Source organism: Acinetobacter sp. YH12117, assembly GCF_013418865.1.
Taxonomy (GTDB): Bacteria; Pseudomonadota; Gammaproteobacteria; order Pseudomonadales; family Moraxellaceae; genus Acinetobacter; species Acinetobacter indicus.
On sequence record NZ_VPBF01000026.1, the window covers coordinates 1 to 18,255 of the forward strand.

The 18,255-nt window shown below is 47.7% G+C and carries 12 protein-coding genes; 11 read left to right on the forward strand and 1 reads right to left on the reverse strand.

The window, feature by feature from the left end; all coding sequences use genetic code 11:
• Window positions 1-154: 154 nt before the first annotated feature.
• The gene (gene ponA / locus FTU55_RS09925; protein ID WP_180046957.1) at window positions 155-2,731 is read right to left on the reverse strand and encodes a penicillin-binding protein PBP1a; all 2,577 of its coding nucleotides are present in this window, start codon (window positions 2,729-2,731) and stop codon (window positions 155-157) included.
• Between the two features lie 171 nt (window positions 2,732-2,902).
• On the opposite strand from ponA, the gene FTU55_RS09930 reads away from it, so the two are divergent.
• The 11 genes from FTU55_RS09930 (at window position 2,903) to FTU55_RS09980 (ending at window position 18,106) form a co-directional block, all read left to right on the forward strand.
• The gene (locus tag FTU55_RS09930; protein WP_180046959.1) at window positions 2,903-3,961 is read left to right on the forward strand and encodes a pilus assembly protein PilM; all 1,059 of its coding nucleotides are present in this window, start codon (window positions 2,903-2,905) and stop codon (window positions 3,959-3,961) included.
• Window positions 3,961-4,596: a PilN domain-containing protein gene (locus FTU55_RS09935; RefSeq protein WP_005180516.1), complete on the forward strand. Its 636-nt coding sequence runs from the start codon at window positions 3,961-3,963 to the stop codon at window positions 4,594-4,596. The genes FTU55_RS09930 and FTU55_RS09935 overlap by 1 nt, the downstream gene beginning before the upstream one ends.
• The gene (locus tag FTU55_RS09940; protein WP_005180513.1) at window positions 4,593-5,312 is read left to right on the forward strand and encodes a type 4a pilus biogenesis protein PilO; all 720 of its coding nucleotides are present in this window, start codon (window positions 4,593-4,595) and stop codon (window positions 5,310-5,312) included. Before FTU55_RS09935 ends, FTU55_RS09940 begins: the two co-directional genes overlap by 4 nt.
• Window positions 5,312-5,839 (forward strand): pilus assembly protein PilP, encoded by a 528-nt coding sequence (locus FTU55_RS09945; RefSeq protein WP_045795346.1) that lies wholly within the window; start codon window positions 5,312-5,314, stop codon window positions 5,837-5,839. Before FTU55_RS09940 ends, FTU55_RS09945 begins: the two co-directional genes overlap by 1 nt.
• 60 nt (window positions 5,840-5,899) lie before the next feature.
• Window positions 5,900-8,038: a type IV pilus secretin PilQ gene (locus FTU55_RS09950; RefSeq protein ID WP_180046993.1), complete on the forward strand. Its 2,139-nt coding sequence runs from the start codon at window positions 5,900-5,902 to the stop codon at window positions 8,036-8,038.
• 36 nt (window positions 8,039-8,074) lie between these two features.
• The gene (gene aroK / locus FTU55_RS09955) at window positions 8,075-8,617 is read left to right on the forward strand and encodes a shikimate kinase AroK (RefSeq protein WP_016658449.1); all 543 of its coding nucleotides are present in this window, start codon (window positions 8,075-8,077) and stop codon (window positions 8,615-8,617) included.
• A gap of 22 nt (window positions 8,618-8,639) precedes the next feature.
• Window positions 8,640-9,722: a 3-dehydroquinate synthase gene (aroB, locus tag FTU55_RS09960; protein ID WP_168383683.1), complete on the forward strand. Its 1,083-nt coding sequence runs from the start codon at window positions 8,640-8,642 to the stop codon at window positions 9,720-9,722.
• A 12-nt stretch (window positions 9,723-9,734) separates the two neighbouring features.
• Window positions 9,735-10,571, forward strand: coding sequence for a hypothetical protein (locus FTU55_RS09965; RefSeq protein WP_160232279.1), 837 nt, complete (start codon window positions 9,735-9,737; stop codon window positions 10,569-10,571).
• Window positions 10,572-11,009: 438 nt separating this feature from the next.
• Window positions 11,010-15,485 carry a glutamate synthase large subunit gene (gene gltB, locus FTU55_RS09970; RefSeq protein ID WP_180046961.1) on the forward strand — a complete coding sequence of 1,492 codons (4,476 nt, stop codon included), beginning with the start codon at window positions 11,010-11,012 and terminating at the stop codon, window positions 15,483-15,485.
• A 73-nt stretch (window positions 15,486-15,558) separates the two neighbouring features.
• Window positions 15,559-16,980, forward strand: a complete 1,422-nt coding sequence (locus FTU55_RS09975; RefSeq protein WP_180046963.1) for an FAD-dependent oxidoreductase — start codon at window positions 15,559-15,561, stop codon at window positions 16,978-16,980.
• Between the two features lie 241 nt (window positions 16,981-17,221).
• Window positions 17,222-18,106 carry a metal-dependent hydrolase gene (locus FTU55_RS09980; RefSeq protein WP_180046965.1) on the forward strand — a complete coding sequence of 295 codons (885 nt, stop codon included), beginning with the start codon at window positions 17,222-17,224 and terminating at the stop codon, window positions 18,104-18,106.
• Window positions 18,107-18,255: the final 149 nt, after the last annotated feature.

Genomic DNA, 18,255 nt, shown 5'->3' on the forward strand with positions numbered 1-18,255 from the left:
AAGTGATGGGAGAGCATGTTCAAGAGTGGATTCTAAATGTTCAGATAAAGACATAAAAAAATGAGCGTATTTACATACACTCATTTTTACTACATTTTTCTAATATTTGCTTAACTGACTGGCATTACTCAACTGAGGGCTTTTTGTTGTGCGTTTATAAGACTTCATCAATCAGGTTTTCAATCGCATCAGGGCGAGAATTCTGCTGCTGATTTTGCGCTGGTTGTTGCGGCTGTGCCGGTTGCTGTGGCTGAGGCTGCATTGGTGGTGGAGTCGCCTCATCCGGAATCAGGATTTCCTCACCCGGCAAATCATCAAAATCATGCTGCGGTGCAGGCACGACCGGTGCCGGCGCAGGACGATACAGCGGACGGGCCAATGGCGGTGATGAACGATAGCGCTGCTGCAACTCCTGGTCCATGCTGTCATTGCTGGCACTATCGCGGCTTAGCTGGTTGCCTTTACGGTCCAGACTGACCCAGGCTTCCGGTGTACCTTGCAGGGCTTTACCCATAAACTCGGTCCAGATCGGCAGGGCTGCGACACCGCCATATTCACGACGACCCAAAGTCGTTGGCTGGTCAAAACCGACCCAGGAAATGGTCACCAGTTTACCATTAAAGCCAGCGAACCAGGCATCTTTGGCATCGTTGGTGGTTCCGGTTTTTCCACCAATATCATTACGGCCAATACGCAGGGCAGCGCGTCCGGTACCATACTGAATCACATCACGTAGAATATTGGCCATATCATAGGCCGAGCTGGATTTTAAAATACGCTGTGCCTGACGATACTGGCTGCGTTCAATCTTGTTGGCTGGCGCTGCATCTGCGGTCTGAATCGACTGATTGGTGACTTTAATCACTTCATCATCTGGCGTTTTTACTTCAGCTGTTTCAGGATTTTTTTCATCTTCACTGATACAGGCAATGCAGGCATATTCAGGATTGGCCTGATAGATGGTTTTGCCATACGCATCTTCAATACGCTGAATAAAATGCGGTTGTACCCGATAACCGCCATTGGCAAAGGTGGCATAGCCGGTGGCCATTTGCACCGGCAGCACCTGTGGCGTACCTAAGGCGATGGTGTAGTTACGCGGAATCTGGTCTTCCTGCAAGCCAAAATCCATAAATAGTTGGCGGGTACGGTCCAGACCGACGGTTTGAAGTAAGCGGACTGAAACGGTATTTCGAGATAAATACAGCGCACGGCGTAAAGGAATCATGCCCAGATAGCGGCCATCCGAGTTACGCGGCGACCATTTGCCAATGGTAATTGGGCTGTCATTGAGCATGGTATGCGGAGTCATGCCGCGTTCCAGTGCCAGCGCATAGACAAAGGGTTTAATGGTTGAACCCGGTTGACGCCAGCCTTGCAAGGCACGGTTAAAGGTCGATTGATAAAAGTTATAACCGCCGACAATGGCTTCAATCGCGCCATTGTTTGGGTTAATTGCAATCAGCTGCCCCTGAACTTTGGGAACTTGCACCAGTGACCAGGAACTTTTGTTCTGGTTGGGGCGTAAACGGACAATATCGTTAACTTTGACAATTTGAGCTGCCCGGTTTGGTGCTGCGCCAACACTATTGGCATTGCGATAGGGACGCGCCCAGGACATGCCAGACCACGGGACAGTGACGGTAGAACCATCCTGCATCAGGGCTTCAAAAGAATTGTTCAGGACTTTGGTGACTTGTGCGGGATAGGTGTTGGCAAAGGCACGAAAGTCACTCAGTGGCTGGTCATGCGCTTCGGCACCGCGCCAGCCATGACGGCGGTCATATGCTTCTAGACCATTTTGCACCGCCTGCTCGGCATAAGCCTGACGTTTACTGTCAATGGTGGTGTAAACCTTATAACCAGAATCAACCGCCTGCTTGCCGAATTTTTTGACCAGTTCAGCTCGGACCATTTCCCCAACATAGGGGTGAATATTACTGATACTGCGATCCGGCATATCCAGGTTAATTGGCTCGGCAATCCCACCCTGATATTCATTCTGGTTGATATAACCGAGTTGCAGCATCCGGCCCAGAATCCAGTTGCGACGTTCTAAGGCACGTTCCGGATTGACCACTGGATTGTAACGTGATGGCGCTTTTGGCAGACCAGCAATCATCGCCATTTGCGCAATACTCAGTTCTTCCAAGCTTTTGTTATAGTAAATTTTGGCTGCTGCCGCGATCCCGTAAGCATTTTTACCGAGAAAGATTTTATTGACATACAGGGTCAGAATTTCTTCTTTGGACAGGTTCTGTTCAATTTTTCGGGCTAGAAAAATTTCAGTCAGTTTGCGTCTTAAAGTGCGTTCCGGGCTTAAATAATAGTTCTTGGCCACCTGCATGGTAATGGTCGAGCCACCGGTTTGCACATTAGAACCGGTCACCGCTTCACTCACCGCACGGCCTAGGCCTTTAAAGCTGATGCCGCTATGTTCGAAAAAGGCCGAATCTTCAGCCGCTAAAAAGGCATAAATAAACTTTTCGGGAATCTGGTTGTACTCGACAGGTACAGAAAGTTTGCCACCATACTCTGCAATTAACTGATTATCCGTGCTATAAACTTGTAAAGGCTTCAAAAGAGGCGCTTTTTTTAGAGTGGTCATTTCCGGCAAAGATGGGGCAATATAGAGATACATGCCATAAAAACCCATCGGAATGGAAACTAACACAATAATTATGAGCAAAAAAAATGGATGAACACGGCCCGAACAAGATAGCTTTTTCATAACAAGTAAGTTTTAATAAGAGCTAATGGCAAACTAATTGCTGGTCAGTATAGCCTTTACCCATACGGATTGTTAGATGAGTTATTGTATCCGTACAAAAATATAGACCACAAAGCAACTTAGTGAATGGCATTTTTTTTGGGGATAAAAAAATAATAGGAAAAACTTATTGTGCGCAGGTTATATCGTAAACCGAGTAAGGGGTTAATAGGTGTAGATATTAGTTCTACTTCTGTTAAGTTATTGGAGCTCTCTGTAAAGAATGATCGTTACTGGGTGGAAAGTTACGCCTTGGTACCGCTCCCAGAGGGCAGTGTGGTTGAGAAAAATATTCTGAATCCTGAAGCTGTAGGGGATGCGCTCGAGCGTGCCTTTAATTTGGCCAATACACCGACAACAGCTGCCGCTTTAGCGATTCCAACCTCAATGGTAATTAGCAAGACCATTGAGATGGATGCCGATATGACGGATGACGAACGTGAAGTTCAAATCCGGATGGATGCAGAGCAATATATTCCTTTCCCATTAGATGAAGTCAGCCTGGACTTTGAGGTGCTGCCTGATCGTCTGGCCAATCCAAACCGGGTCAATGTTTTGCTGGTGGCGACACGACTGGAAAATATCGAGAGTCGCTGTGAAGCGATTGAACTGGCCGGTTTAACCCCAAAAGTGGCAGATGTCGAAAGCTTTGCCATTGAAAATGCCTTTAAAGTCTTCGCCGATACCTTGCCGATGGGGGTAAATACCATTGGTGTGTTAGACATTGGTCATACTATGACCACGCTGTCGGTACTCAAAGACAATAAAATTATCTATACCCGCGAGCAGGTCTTTGGTGGCAAGCAGCTGACCCAGGAAATCCAGAACCGTTATGGTCTGTCCTTTGAAGAAGCCGGCCGCGCCAAGAAAAGCCGTACCTTGCCAGATGATTATGATGTTGAAGTGTTGGAGCCATTCCTTGAGGCGGTGGTGCAGCAGGCGGCACGTTCGCTGCAGTTCTTCTTCTCCTCATCGCAGTTTAATGAAATTGACCATATTCTGCTGGCCGGTGGGAATGCCAATATTCCAGGCCTGGCCAAGCTACTACAGCAAAAACTGGGTTACCGCGTCACCATTGCCAATCCGTTTTTACAGATGGGTTTCTCCTCCAAAATTGATATTAAAAGAATTGAAAGCGATGCCTCTTCATTGATGGTGGCATGTGGCTTGGCATTGAGGAGTTTTGATTAATGGCAAAAATTAACTTACTCCCTTGGCGTGATGAGCTAAGAGAAAAACGAAAAAAAGAATTTATTGCGGTTTGTATTGGGGCTGCATTAATTGGGGTGCTGGCCGTGACGCTGGCATGGTTCTATTACAATCATAAACTGCAGGATCAGGAACAGGCCAATCAGCTGGTGATCAGTACCAACCAAAATCTGGATGTACAGTTAAAGTCGCTGGAAGGTCTGCAAGAGCAGCGTAATGCCATTGTCGAGCGCATGAAGCTGATTCAGGGGCTGCAAAGTCAGCGTCCGGTCGCGGTACGTTTGGTCGATGAGCTGGTCCGCGTTACCCCAAGTAGCATGTATTTGACCAAAGTGGCCCGTATTGGCAATAAATTTACCTTTGAAGGCAAGGCCGAAAGTCCAAACACGGTAGCAGAGTTCCTGCGTAATCTGGAAGCATCGCCATGGTATCGTAACGCCTTCATGAATTCTTTCTTGGCCGTTGAAGAAAATAAAAACAAGGCACCAAGTTCGGTTGTTCCACGGGTAGAAGAAAGCTATGGCAGCTTCGTGGTAACGGCAGATTTGGATGAAATTGCACTTCCAGGCACAGCACCTGCGTCTGGTACTCAAGCAACAGCGGGGGCAGTACAATGAGTCTCGATCAATATGAAGAAATGAATCAGGATCCTGTTGCTGCGCCAAAGAAAAAAATGACGCTGGATAAATTCCTGCAGCAATGGAATACCTTAGATCCGAATAACTATGGCAGCTGGCCGTTTTCCGTCAAGCTGACCATCTGGATCTTTATCATTATTTTAATTGCCTTCCTGGGCTATTTCCTGGCCATCAAGCCGAAGCTGGATGCAATTTCCAATGCGCGTGCACAAGAGCAGAACCTGCTGAATGAGTTTCGTGAAAAAGATTCCAAACTGCGTAACTTGCAGCAATATCAGGCGCAGTTACAGGAAATGGAAGCCAACTTTAACCAGCAGCTACAACAGTTGCCAAAAGAAACCGAAATTCCAGGTCTGGTTGAAGATGTCAACGTTACGGGTGTGAATTCAGGCTTAAGATTTAAAAATATCCGTCTGGAAAATGAAATCAAGCAAGAGTTCTTTATCGAGCAGCCAATTTCGATTGAAGCCACCGGTGATTATCATGCTTTTGGTTCTTTTGTGAGCGGTACAGCCGCTTTACCGCGAATTGTGACCATGCATGATTTCACTATTACTGCCGGTGAAAACAAGGAAAAGAAAACCGATATTCCACAAATTACCTATGTCGCGAAAGCCAAGACCTATCGCTATGTCGGGAATACCGATGCACAGGCAGGGAATAGCACGACTCCAGCCACAGGAGCAGCACAATGATGAAATTTGAAAAACTTTCGTTGGTTCTGGTGTTGGGCCTACTGGCTGCAGGCTGTGATTCACGTATTGATGCCGTGAATGCACAAATGGCAGAAATCCGTAATCAGCCGCCGTTACCGATTGAACCGGCACCGACTTTTGAGCCGGCACCTGTATTTAACTATGCAGCACATCAGCTGAAAAGCCCGTTTATGCCAAGTTCTCTGGCGGCCGAGCTGAAAATTATGGCGGGTAAACGGGTTTATCCAAACCTGTCGCGCCAGTTGCAGCCTTTAGAAAGCTATGCACTGGAAACCTTAAGTATGAAAGGCAGTATGCGCGGGCAACGCGGCGAGATTCTGGCCCTGATTCAAACTCCAGATGGTGAAATTGAACGGATTCAGCGCGGCAGCTATATGGGCTTGAATCATGGTCGGGTCATCAATATTACGCCGACACAAATTGACTTAATTGAGATTATTCCAGATGGTCGCGAAGGGTATGTTGAACGTCCAAGAAGTCTAGTACTGATTGGGCCGGCGCCATAAATTAAAGGAATAAAAATGAATAATACTGTGAAAGATTTTATTTTTGGGGATGGCATTACAATGAACAATTTGTTCCGTCAGTTTTCAATAGGCGCTGTTGCGATGGCCGTCATGCAAGTGGCCAATGCGCAGGTCAGCATTACCAATATTGTACCAATGCAAATTCCAGGACAAGGTACTGAAATTCGTGTCATGTTCAATGGCTTGCCACCTCAGCCTGCAGCCTATCAGCTTGAGCAGCCATCACGTTTGGTGCTGGATTTTGATAAAGCCCAGCAGAGCTTAAAACAGGCCAGCATTCCGGTTGCGACCCGGGAAGCCAGCTCGGTTGATGTCAGTTCCGATGCCCAGCGTGCACGTTTAACGGTTAATCTGGCTGAAGCGGGTGCTTTTACTACCCGTGTCGAAGGCAATACTTTTATTCTTAAAATTAACAGCACTCAGGCAGCCGCAACACCAGTAGCTGTACAGCAGACGGCTCAAGGCGTATCAAATATTGGCTTTCAGCGTGGTGCAGAAGGGGAAGGTCAGGTGGTAATTGACCTGGCAGGCAGCAATACCCCGGTCGATGTACAACAGCAAGGCAGTAAAATTATTGTCCGTACCTTGGGTAATAAAATTCCTGCACATCTGGCACGCCGTTTAAACGTCAATGATTTTGCTACGCCGGTATCTACCATTGATGCACAAAATGATGGCGGTAATGGGGTAATTACCATTCAGTCTGCGGGAAGCTATGAATACATGGCGTACCAGGCAGAAAATAAACTGACCATCAGTCTGAAACGTCCGGTAGATAAGAACCCGTTCAAACCGCGTGCAGCACAAAGCTATACCGGCAAAAAGATTTCTTTAGATTTCCAGGATATTGAAGTGCGTCGTGTGCTGCAGTTACTGGCTGATTTTACCGGAATTAACATGGTTGCCGCCGATACGGTACAAGGCAATATCACCTTACGTCTCAAAGATGTGCCGTGGGATCAGGCACTAGATATTATTTTAAAAACCAAAAATCTGGATAAACGCCGTAATGGCAATGTGATCTGGATTGCACCCGTCGCAGAACTGATCAAGGCCGAAGAAGAAGAAGCCAAAGCGATTGCACAAAGCGTCAAGCTGGCGCCGTTGCAAACCGAATATATTCAGTTAAATTATGCCAAGGCTGCTGATATTGAGAAACTGATTACTGATGGTAAAAACGCATCCAATTCTCGTGGCGGCACAAATTCGGGTTCAGGGACAGATCCACTTGGTGATAGCGTCGGTAGTCTGCTCAGCCCTCGCGGTACCGTGTCAGTTGATCCACGAACCAACACCCTGATTATTAATGATACTGCACAAAAGATTGACCAGATTCGCGGCATGATTGACTTGCTGGATGTGTCAGTGAAACAGGTGATGATTGAAGCGCGTATTGTGCGTGCCACCACCGACTTTACTAAAGAGATGGGGGTGAAGTGGGGCATCCTGTCACAGGGGATCACGAATAATAACCATCTTTTGGTTGGTGGTAGTGATACCACACTGTGGAATTTACGTGAGCCGGAATTTGACGATGAGCGTGGTGGTTATACCTATGAAATTGAACGTCCACAAAACTTGAATGTCGATTTGGGGGTCACCAGCCCAGGTGCGAGCCGGATTGCTTTTGGTCTCATCAGCCTGTCTGACTTTATGCTGGATTTAGAACTGTCTGCATTACAAGCTGATGGTTATGGTGAAGTGATTTCGACCCCGAAAGTACTGACTGCTGATAAGCAGCAGGCCAAAGTGGCTTCAGGTACGCAGATTCCGTATCAGTCTGCTGAAGGAGGTGGTGTCAATGCGGTGTCCACCACCGAGTTTATTGATGCTACGCTCAGTCTGGACGTAACGCCAAGCATTACCCCGGATGGTAAAGTGCAGATGAACCTGAATATCACCAGTGATAGTCCGGGAGCACCAACGCCGACCGGTCAGCTCACCATTAACAAAAACTCGATCAATACCAATGTACTGGTCGATAATGGTGAAACCGTCGTGCTCGGTGGTATTTTTGAGCAGCAGACAGCCAATCAGCAAACCAAAGTGCCATTCCTGGGGGATATTCCGTATTTAGGCCGTTTATTCCGTAAAGATATTAAATCGGACAATAAACGTGAGTTGCTGATTTTTGTGACACCACGAATTGTTAATGACAGTGTTTCAAGAAATCATTAATATATTTTCAATTTAACAAAATAAATAGGTGACTCCTTGCCAAGCAAAGAGTTTAACGCCCTGCCAAATATCTATTTGGTGGGGCCGATGGGGGCCGGAAAAACCACGGTAGGGCGACATTTGGCAGAGCTGCTCGGACGCGAGTTCCTGGACAGCGATCATGAAATCGAGCGTCGTACCGGGGCCACCATTCCCTGGATTTTTGAAAAAGAAGGGGAAAGCGGTTTCCGTAACCGTGAAACCACTGTCATTGACGAGCTGACCTCTCGCACTCAACTGGTTCTTGCCACCGGCGGCGGTGCAGTCACCCAAGCCCCGAACCGTGAATTCCTCAAACAGCGTGGTATTGTGGTATATCTGTATACCCCGGTGGAAATCCAGCTGCAACGTACCTACCGCGATAAAAACCGTCCTCTCCTTCAAGTTGAAAATCCTGAACAGAAACTGAAAGATTTGCTTGCAGTACGCGATCCATTATATCGTGAGGTGGCGCATCATATTATTGAAACCAATCAGGGTGCAGCCCGTGATCTGGCGCAAAAAATCCTGAATGTGATCGTGGCGAAGAAATCAATTTAATTGAGTACAGTGTTTTAAAACCATGCAAACCTTATATGTTGAACTCGGCGATCGCCGTTACCCGATTTTTATTGGCAGTGATTTAAATCCGCAGACCTTACTGGAACCTTATATTCAAGGCAAGCAGGTCATGATTGTGAGCAACAGTACCGTGGCGCCTTTGTATTTAAAGCACTATCAAACTGCCATAGAAGCACTGGGTAAACAGGTGGCAACATGTATTTTGCCCGATGGTGAAAAATACAAGGATATTCAGCATCTCAATCTGATTTTTGATGCCCTGCTAGAAGCTGGTTTTAACCGCGACTGTACTGTGCTGGCCCTCGGTGGCGGTGTGATTGGCGATATGGCCGGATTTGCCTCAGCCTGTTTCCAGCGTGGTGTGTATTTTATTCAGGTGCCGACCACCTTGCTGTCTCAGGTCGATTCCAGTGTGGGGGGGAAAACCGGGATTAACCATCCGCTAGGTAAAAACATGATCGGCGCCTTCCAGCAACCGCAAGTGGTGCTGGCTGATATGTCGCAGCTCAAAACCTTGCCCGATCGTGAACTGTCTGCCGGTCTGGCTGAAGTGATTAAATATGCCCTGCTGGGTGATATTGAGTTTCTGGACTGGTTAGAACAGCATATGGAGGGGCTGGTAGCACGTGATCCGGTTTTACTGGCAGAAGCGGTGTATCGTTCTTGCGCGCACAAAGCCCGGATTGTCGCCAATGATGAAAAAGAGCAGGGCGAGCGCGCATTGCTGAATTTGGGTCATACCTTTGGTCATGCCATCGAGTCTTATCTGGGTTATGGCGAATGGCTGCATGGTGAAGCGGTTGCGACCGGCATGGTGATGGCGGCCGATTTATCGCATCGGATGGGCTGGATTTCTGCAGACGATGTTGAGCGTACAAAAAGAATCATTTCTCGTGCCCAATTGCCGATAGTATGTCCTAAAATTCCGTTGGATGATTTTCTCAGTTTTATGGCCCATGACAAAAAAGTGCTGAATGGCCAGTTGCGACTGGTGTTAATGCAGCGTCTGGGACAGGCCATCATTACCCGGGAATTTGATCCGGAATTGATGAAACAGTCTATTCTTGCGCATCAGGCAGCATAATTAAGGGATCCCATGGCAGCAGCATCACAAAGCGTCAAACAACGTGTTCAGAACTCCATCTGGTTGGTGTGTGGTGCGCTGTGTCTGCTGCTGGCGATTATCTTCTGGGCCATTACCGATCGTGATGAGCTGGTTGAAGTCGAAAAAGCCCCGGAATCAGAAGTTGAATTACAGATTCAGCCGGCAAAAGTGGCGGCAACCGCACATTTGGGTGTCCTGATCGACGAAGTCAAGCCATTAGAACAAACCAAGCGTTTAACTGCTTCGGGGCTGCATGAGCCTGAATTTCGCGGCACCAAATTTATCTCCGAGCAGCGAAAGCATCAGACCATTGAGCTGTTTCGCGTGAGCGAAGAAGACATTATCAAGGGCTTTCTGAAAAAACAGGCTGATCGCCAGAATTTTCTTTATATTCGCTTGAGTGGTGAAAACCGCGCCGAGCAATATGTGTTGCTGTATGGCAATTATAAAAATACCAGTCAGGCGCAAAGCGCTTTAGAACAGCTAGCGCTGCAATTGCCCGCATCGGTCAAACCGGTGGTGACCAGCTTTAAGGACTATCTGCCGTTTGTGAATGACCTGGGTGCAGAGGAAGTGAGCCTGAACAATAAACTTTATGAAGTGGCTTTAAAGCCGGCCGCGCTGCCGAAAATTGATGAAAGTCTGCTGGCTGCACCAAAACAGAGCGCAACCAGTCCGCAACGCTCCACTACAACCACCACCGTAACCCGCCGTGATCAGGACGGAAACGTGGTGGATGTGCAAAAATCACAAAGTGGTGTTGCTCCACCTGCACCAGCATCGAATAACACCACCACAGAACAAGAAATTAGTGATCCTTTCAATTAAACTGCCGTTCTAAAATAGCGCAGGCTGGTGTATAAAAATGAAGATATGCCCAAAAATAGTGCGTATAAAATAAGCGAAACTTCCTTGAAAGCGCACCGCTCTCACTGAAACTTGCCCAAATTAAGTCATTTAAAAATAGCACAATAAAGTTGGCATCATTTTTGCATTATTAGTGCATCAATTGAGTTAATGTCCCTATTTTGGAGCAAGAAAGATTCAATGATTGTGCGAAATCGTCAAATGTTTATGCTTGATTTAAGTGCGTAAAGGCAGTCACGGTTTTCCTCAGCTTGTCATCTTGATCACTCAAGATCAAATCCAGGAGAAATGAACTTGCTCAACATGGATCTTAAGCTAAGTCAGTCGGACCAGGTCGCAAAAGAAAGTAGATTGTTAATGCCCAGCAAGGGCGCGTTGAAAGAAGGGTACGCTATGCACATGCCATCGCCTAATACTGTAGCTCCCGCTCAAGGTTTATACCAACCGGATGAGTTTAAAGATAACTGTGGTTTCGGTTTAATCGCCCATATGCAGGGTGATGCAAGCCATGATCTCGTCAAGACCGCCATTCATAGTTTGAGTTGTATGACCCACCGTGGTGGTATTGCCGCAGATGGCAAGACGGGCGATGGTTGCGGTCTATTGCTTGCCATGCCAAAGCAGTTCTTCCGTGAAGAAGCCAAACGCTTAAGTGACATTACCTTAAGTGAAGTGTTTGCTGTGGGCACCATTTTCCTGAGCCTCGATCCGGCCTTAGCTGCGCATGCCAAACAGACGTTAACCAAAGAAATTGAAGCAGAAGGCTGTAAAGTCATTGCCTGGCGTGTAGTGCCAACCAATAACGATGCTTTAGGTTCAATTGCCATGCAGTCTTTGCCTGCATTTGAACAGGTCATCGTGAACTGCCCGATTGGCGTGACTGAAGTTGAATTTAACCGTAAATTATTTTTGGCACGTCGCCGTGCCGAGCAGCAACTCAGCAATGATCCGTATTTCTATGTGACCACGTTATGCTCAACTGTGATCAGCTATAAAGGTCTGATGATGCCAGCTGCGATTGCTGACTTCTATACCGACCTGGCTGATGAGCGTTTAGCGTCCCATATTGTGGTGTTCCACCAGCGTTTCTCGACCAATACCTTGCCACGCTGGCCGCTGGCGCAGCCGTTCCGTTATCTGGCGCACAATGGTGAAATCAACACCATTACGGCAAACCGTAACTGGGCGCTGGCGCGTACCCCTAAATTTGAAAACCCGTTGTTGCCGGGCTTAACCGAGCTGAATCCAATTGTGAACCGTACCGGTTCGGATTCATCCAGCTTGGACAATATGCTGGAAATTCTGGTGGGTGGCGGTATGGATTTGTTCCGTGCGCTACGTATGCTGGTACCACCAGCCTGGCAAAACGTGGAAACCCTGGATGCTGACCTGCGTGCCTTCTATGAATTTAACTCGAAACATATGGAAGCCTGGGATGGTCCGGCAGGTCTGGTGATTCAGGATGGCCGTCATGCCATCTGTATGTTAGACCGTAACGGTTTACGTCCGGCACGCTGGGTCATCACCAAAAATGGTTATATCACCCTGGCTTCTGAAATTGGGGTTTGGGGTTATGAGCCGGAAGATGTGGTGTCAAAAGGCCGTGTCGGTCCGGGCCAGATTCTGGTGGTGGATACCATGACTGGCAAAGTGCTGGACACCAGTGATGTAAACCAGCACCTGAAAAAAATGCGTCCTTACCGTGAATGGTTACGTGAAAATTCAATTCGCGTTCAAGGCAGCCCGGAATTAGAAGAATATTTATGTGATCAGGGCTTAAAAGGCGATGGCCTGAAAGCGGCACAGAAAATGTTTATGGTCACTTTTGAAGAGCGTGACCAGTTGCTGCGTCCAATTGCAGAAAGCGGTCAGGAAGCGGTTGGCTCGATGGGCGATGATACCCCAATGGCCGTCTTGTCACGTCAGGTGCGCCATGTATCGGATTATTTCCGTCAGCAGTTTGCGCAGGTCACCAACCCGCCAATCGACCCGTTACGTGAATCAATTGTGATGTCACTGGAAACCTGTCTGGGCCGTGAGCAAAACGTATTTGAACAGGGGCCGGAACATGCTGATCGTCTGATCATTTCCAGCCCGGTGCTGTCAAACTCGAAAATGCACCAGATTCGTACTTTAGGACGTAAAGGCTATGAAATTGCCGATATCAACCTGAACTATGCTGAAACAGAAGGTCTGGAGGCAGCAATCACGCGTATTTGCGAGCAGTCTGCGCAAGCGATTCGTGATGGCAAAACCTTATTGGTACTTTCCGACAAGAAAATCCGTGAAGGCTATCTGCCGGCCAATGCGGTGATGGTGACGGGTGCGGTGCATCACCACCTGATCAATACCGGTTTACGTACCGATGCCAACCTGATTGTGGAAACCGGTTTTGCCCGCGATCCGCATCAATTTGCAGTGTTACTCGGTTTTGGTGCCACCGCCATCTATCCATATCTGGCCTATGATGTGATCAATGATCTGGTGGCTAAAGGTGAACTACTCGGTGATCCGGTCTATGCACAATCGAACTTCCGTAAAGGGATTGAAAAAGGCCTGCTGAAAGTCCTGTCAAAAATGGGTATTTCAACCGTTGCTTCGTATCGTGGCGGTCAGCTGTTTGAAGCAGTTGGTTTATCTGCCGAAGTAGTGAATACCTGCTTTAGCGGTGTGCCAAGCCGTATTCAGGGTGCGACTTTTGTCGATCTGGAAAATGACCAGAAAAAACTGGCCGATACCGCGTGGAAAGCGCGTAAGCCAATTGATCAGGGTGGGTTGCTGAAATTCGTTTTCGGCAAGGAATATCATGCTTTTAACCCGGATGTGATCAATTCCTTACACAAGGCGGTGCGTTCAGGCAATTATGCCGATTTCAAAGAATACGCCGAGATTGTGAATAACCGTCCAATCGCGACCATTCGTGATTTATTCAAACTGAAAACAGACAATTCGATTCCGCTGGAACAGGTGGAATCGGTTGAAGAGATTTTACCGCGCTTCGACTCAGCCGGGATGTCTTTAGGTGCCTTATCACCTGAAGCACACGAAGCAATTGCGATTGCCATGAACACGATTGGTGGTCGTTCGAACTCGGGTGAGGGCGGTGAAGATCCAGCGCGTTACGGCACCATCCGTAACTCGAAAATCAAACAAATTGCATCGGGCCGTTTTGGTGTGACGCCTGCGTATTTAACCTCTGCAGAAGTCCTCCAGATTAAAGTCGCGCAAGGTGCAAAACCAGGTGAAGGTGGCCAGTTGCCGGGCGGTAAAGTAAACGGACTCATTGCGCGTTTACGTTACTCTGTACCGGGCGTAACCTTAATTTCGCCACCACCGCATCACGACATTTACTCGATTGAAGATTTATCACAGTTGATCTTCGATTTAAAACAGGTGAACCCACAGGCGATGGTGTCGGTGAAACTTGTTTCTGAGCCAGGTGTCGGCACGATTGCAGCCGGTGTTGCGAAAGCGTATGCCGATTTCATTACCATTTCTGGTTATGATGGCGGTACAGCGGCTTCGCCACTTTCTTCTATTCATCATGCAGGTTCTCCGTGGGAGCTCGGTCTGTCTGAAGCACATCAGGCACTGCGTGTGAATGACCTGCGTGGTAAAGTTCGCGTACAAACCGATGGTGGTTTAAAAACCGGTCTGGACGTGGTGAAAGCGGCTATCCTCGGTGCTGAAAGCTTCGGTTTTGGTTCTACCCCAATGATTGCTTTAGGTTGTAAATACCTGCGCATCTGTCACCTGAACAACTGTGCGACCGGTGTAGCGACGCAGCAGGATCACTTGCGTCAGGAACACTATATTGGTGAGCCGCAAATGCTGATCAACTTCTTCACCTTTATTGCTGAAGAAACCCGTGAATGGCTGGCGGCGCTGGGTGTATCCAGTCTGAAAGATCTGATTGGTCGTACCGACTTGCTGGAAATCCTGCCGGGTGAAACCGACAAGCATGCACATCTGGATTTAAGTGCCTTGCTGGAATCACATCCTGCGGCGGAAGGGAAGGCGCAGTACTGTGAAGTGCAAGGCAATGAGCCGTTCGATAAAGGCGTATTGGCTGAGCAGATGGTTAGCGAGATGCTGCCAGCCATTGAAGCCGGTACCGGTGGTGAATTTAATTACACCATTGGCAACTGTGACCGTTCAATCGGTGCGCGTATTTCCGGTGAAATTGCCCGCCGTTATGGCAACCTCGGTATGGAAGCCCATCCGGTGAAAATGAACCTGACTGGTACTGCAGGTCAATCGCTGGGTGTCTGGAATGCTGGTGGTTTACACATCAAGCTGGAAGGTGATGCCAACGATTACGTCGGTAAAGGTATGGCCGGTGGTCGTCTGTCGATCTTCCCGCCAAAAGGTTCACCGTTCCAGACCCAGAATACCGCGATTATTGGGAACACCTGTCTGTACGGTGCCACTGGCGGTAAACTGTTTGCAGCCGGAACTGCAGGTGAGCGTTTCGCGGTGCGTAACTCGGGTGCCTTTGCTGTGATTGAAGGCGCAGGCGATCACTGCTGTGAATATATGACCGGTGGTATCGTAACGGTACTGGGTAAAGTCGGACACAACTTTGGTGCCGGGATGACAGGTGGTTTTGCTTATGTACTTGATTTGGACAATGACTTCGTTGACCATTACAACCATGAGCTGATCGAGTTAAACCGTATTTCTACAGAGTCGATGGAAGAACACAAAGAGTTCTTGTCACGTATCTTAGATGAGCATATTCAAGAAACGGGTAGTGCCTGGGCGTACAAGATCCGCCATGAGTTTGATTACTACAGCCGCAAGTTCTGGCTGGTAAAACCAAAAGCAGCCAACTTGCTGACTTTGTTAAAGACAACTCAAGCTGATCCTCAATAATTCCACGACTGCAGAAATGAAGCCAGATGCAAGGCAACTGTGAATCCCTTGCATCTAGCCACGGAGTAAAGACATGGCAGAACGCCTAAGTAATGACTTTCAATTCCTGGATGTTGCACGCCAAGACCCAGAGAAAAAAGAGATTGACGTCCGCAAATCTGAGTTTGTGGAAATTTATAAGCCATTTACCGCAGAAGTGGCGACCAACCAGACCCATCGCTGTTTAGGCTGTGGTAACCCGTACTGTGAATGGAAGTGTCCGGTACATAACTACATTCCAAACTGGTTAAAACTGGTTTCAGAAGGCCGTATTTTCCAGGCGGCAGAACTGTGCCATCAGACCAATACTTTGCCAGAAGTTTGTGGCCGGGTTTGTCCACAAGACCGTCTCTGTGAAGGCGCCTGTACCTTAAATGATGGCTTTGGTGCCGTGACCATCGGTAATGCAGAAAAATACATCAATGATACTGCATTTGCGCTGGGCTGGCGTCCAGACATGTCACATGTCAAATGGACCGATAAAAAAGTCGCGATTATTGGTGCAGGCCCGGCAGGTCTGGGTTGTGCCGATATTCTGGTGCGTAATGGTGTAAAACCGGTGGTGTTTGACAAGCGTCCGGAAATTGGTGGTCTGCTGACTTTTGGTATTCCAGAATTCAAGATGGAAAAAGATGTAATGAAACGCCGCCGTGAAATTTTCACCGGTATGGGCGTAGAATTCCGTTTAAATACCGAAATTGGTACAGATGTCACCATTGACCAGTTACTGGCTGATTACGATGCGGTATTCATGGGCATGGGTACTTATACCTACATGAAAGGTGGTTTTGCCGGTGAAGACTTAGATGGTGTGTATGATGCACTGGATTTCCTGATTGCCAACGTCAACCGTTGTCAGGGTTGGGAAAAAGATCCATCGGAATACATCTCAGTCGAAGGCAAAAAAGTGATTGTCCTGGGTGGTGGTGATACCGCGATGGACTGTAACCGTACCTCGATCCGTCAGGGTGCCGAGTCGGTGACCTGTGCCTATCGTCGTGATGAAGCCAACATGCCGGGTTCACGTCGTGAAGTGACCAATGCGCGTGAAGAAGGGGTTGAATTCCAGTTTAACCGTCAGCCAATTGAAATTGTGGGTGAAAATGGCAAAGTTACTGGAGTAAAAGTGGTGACCACGCAACTGGGTGAACCAGACAGCCGTGGCCGTCGTAGTCCAGAGCCAATTCCGGGTTCAGAAGAAATTCTGCCGGCAGATGCGGTGCTGTTGGCCTTTGGTTTCCGTACCAGCCCAGCCAACTGGTTTGCCGATGTGAACATTAATCTTGATGGTTCAGGTCGTGTCGTGGCTGCAGAACAGCAGGAATTTAAATTCCAGACTTCAAACCCGAAAATTTTTGCCGGTGGTGATATGGTGCGTGGCTCTGATTTAGTCGTGACTGCAATCTGGGAAGGTCGTCAGGCAGCAGAAGGCATTCTGGATTATCTTGATGTCTGATTCACGCTGAATTCATTCAATAAGCCCGCTTTTAGAGCGGGTTTTTTTAATCACTTTGGTTTTAGAATCGGTAGGTGAAGATGAAAAAGAGACAAGGGCTGCTAGCAAATTCGCTGTAAACACACTTTATGCAACAGGTCATTTTGAGGTTTTTTGCAAATTGAATCGGTCTTTTTGCCATAGGGGAAAAGTGATTTTGTTCACATACTGAGCGTCTCCAAAACAAGAAAGGTCAGTAACCATGACGCAAGTGATGGCAGAAAAATCCTATCTTCATCGTCCGAAAGCCATTGGGATCACGGTTCGCCGGCTCAAATTTAATCCTCATGCTATCCGCCGGCATTATTTTGCCAATTCGCCGGTGATGTCGCATCTGCTTACCGCCTTATCTTCCACTTTTCCCATCGGTGAGCAGTTTTTTGTGCATAGCGTGCGTAATGTGCGCGATCAGGTTCAGGATCCGCAGTTACAGGCACAAATTGCTGCGTTTATTGGGCAAGAGGCAATGCATTCCAAGGCGCATCGTGAATTTAACAACGCCTGGCGCCGTGATGATTATCAGCTGGATCGTTTTCAGGCTTGGCTGGCGCGTAAAGATCATCATGTCAAAAGTCTGCCACCCAAAGTACAGTTGGCAATTACCTGTGCCTTTGAACATTTTACTGCGCTACTGGGCGGTTATATCCTGCGTCATCCGGAAGTGTTGAGTACGCTGGATGAGGATGCGGCCAAGCTGTGGATCTGGCATGCGATTGAAGAAATTGAGCATCGGGCGGTGGCGTTTGAGGTATATCAGCATGTGTATGCCGATCATCGTCTGCGCCGTATGATCATGCGCAGTGTGACTGCCGGTTTTGCCAGTCTGACTTTTTATAGCGCCTCACAGCTATTTTTACAGGACAAGAAAAACAGTATGCCGAAAATCGGCGGTAATCTGTTTGGTTTGTATTTGCTGGTGAAAATGCTGCTGCAGTTATTGCCGGAATATCTGTCCTATTACCGGAAAGATTTTCATCCGGCCAAAATCAATTACAGTCGCAGTCTTAGATACTGGAAGCAGCGCATGGCAACGCAGTATCAGGTTGAAGGTTTCCAGCAGGAACAGCCACCACAATTACTCAGTTAATTCAAACAGATGTTGGATAACTAATCGAAACCAGGCCGACTATGTGTCTGGTTTTTTCGTGCGCGTATGTTTTCCAAGTGATAAATAAAATTAACAAAACTGGGCTAAAATACCGTTAGAATCAAATTATTGAACAAATACAAATAAAT

Coding starts and splice junctions, on each gene's coding strand:
- FTU55_RS09965 (WP_160232279.1), top strand. CDS start 9,735: ATGGCAGCAGCATCACAAAGCGTCAAACAACGTGTTCAGAACTCCATC.
- gltB (WP_180046961.1), top strand. CDS start 11,010: ATGCCATCGCCTAATACTGTAGCTCCCGCTCAAGGTTTATACCAACCG.
- aroB (WP_168383683.1), top strand. CDS start 8,640: ATGCAAACCTTATATGTTGAACTCGGCGATCGCCGTTACCCGATTTTT.
- FTU55_RS09945 (WP_045795346.1), top strand. CDS start 5,312: ATGAAATTTGAAAAACTTTCGTTGGTTCTGGTGTTGGGCCTACTGGCT.
- FTU55_RS09950 (WP_180046993.1), top strand. CDS start 5,900: ATGAACAATTTGTTCCGTCAGTTTTCAATAGGCGCTGTTGCGATGGCC.
- ponA (WP_180046957.1), bottom strand. CDS start 2,731: ATGAAAAAGCTATCTTGTTCGGGCCGTGTTCATCCATTTTTTTTGCTC.
- FTU55_RS09940 (WP_005180513.1), top strand. CDS start 4,593: ATGAGTCTCGATCAATATGAAGAAATGAATCAGGATCCTGTTGCTGCG.
- FTU55_RS09980 (WP_180046965.1), top strand. CDS start 17,222: ATGACGCAAGTGATGGCAGAAAAATCCTATCTTCATCGTCCGAAAGCC.
- FTU55_RS09935 (WP_005180516.1), top strand. CDS start 3,961: ATGGCAAAAATTAACTTACTCCCTTGGCGTGATGAGCTAAGAGAAAAA.
- FTU55_RS09975 (WP_180046963.1), top strand. CDS start 15,559: ATGGCAGAACGCCTAAGTAATGACTTTCAATTCCTGGATGTTGCACGC.